At 71.7% G+C, this 1,046-nt stretch carries 1 protein-coding gene and 1 tRNA gene; both read left to right on the top strand.

Features of this window, described 5'->3' with window-relative positions:
* Positions 1-734: gephyrin-like molybdotransferase receptor GlpR (gene glpR / locus ACFWPJ_RS08485; protein ID WP_378848858.1), on the top strand; the 734-nt coding region annotated here is incomplete at its 5' end.
* A gap of 97 nt (positions 735-831) precedes the next feature.
* Positions 832-904: transfer RNA gene (locus ACFWPJ_RS08480), tRNA-Ala, on the top strand.
* The last annotated feature ends 142 nt before the right edge of the window (positions 905-1,046 follow it).

Genomic DNA, 1,046 nt, shown 5'->3' with positions numbered 1-1,046 from the left:
ACCCCCACCCCCCGCCCCCCCCCGCGGCCGCCCCCGGCGCCCCCGCGCCCGGTGCCGAGCCCGAAGAGCGCACCGAGACAGCCGATTCCGCGGATGCCGAACTCGATGACGCTGCGGCGGAGCCGGACCCGGACATCGTGGCGGACGACGACGAGGCCGACCCGCCCGTCGCCGCGCGCATACCGCCCGCGCCGCCCGCCCGCCTCGAGGACGTCGCAGACGAGGCCACCGAGGACGACTTCGACGAGGACTTCGTGCCGAACAGGCGCGGCCGCGGCGGCTACGACCCCGAGGCCGACGCCATCGCCCGCGCCGCCCGCTACAGCTTCCGGCAGCGCGCGGTCCTCGGCCTCATCATCGCCACCATCCTGTTCGCCGCGTTCGGCCTGCTGCTGAACTCGATGTTCTGGTGGGCGTGCGGCCTGTCCACGGCCGTGCTGGTGGGCTACCTGGCCTACCTGCGCAAGCAGGTCCACGTGGAGGAGGAGATCCGCCGCAGGCGTGCGGCCCGCCTCACCCGTGGTAGGCGCCGCGAGGCCACCACCACCCCCGAGGCCGCCACGACCCGGCGCACCATGGACCGCGACACCGCCCGCGCCCTGCGCCGCCGCTCCACCTTGCTCGACACCGACGACGAGGACCCGATGTTCGAGCACCTGGAAACCTTCGATCCGGCCACCGCACGCGCGCTACGCACCCGGGTCGAAGACCTCGGCCGCGCAGTCGGCGAATAACTGGTCGAACCACGCAAAACGGCAGGTCAGAGTACCGATTCGGTATCCGGGCGCAACGCCTGATACAGTGTCACAGCGCGGTTCGCCAGAGCCGCACGGGGCTATAGCGCAGTTGGTAGCGCGTCTCGTTCGCATCGAGAAGGTCAGGGGTTCGATTCCCCTTAGCTCCACTCCACTCGTAGGCGGGGCCACCGGAAAGAGTTGTTGGGGCGCAGGTGGTTATTTTGGTGTTGGGTGAACCCCCCGGGGGGGCCCGCCGCCACGGGGCGTACGACTTCGGCCCCCTCGGGTAGTGGCGGCAGCCCGGCCAAC

Source organism: Nocardia sp. NPDC058497 (assembly GCF_042720195.1).
GTDB lineage: Bacteria > Actinomycetota > Actinomycetes > Mycobacteriales > Mycobacteriaceae > Nocardia.
Note: the sequence above shows the minus strand (reverse complement) of the source record. Positions and strands in the feature narration are given on the sequence as shown.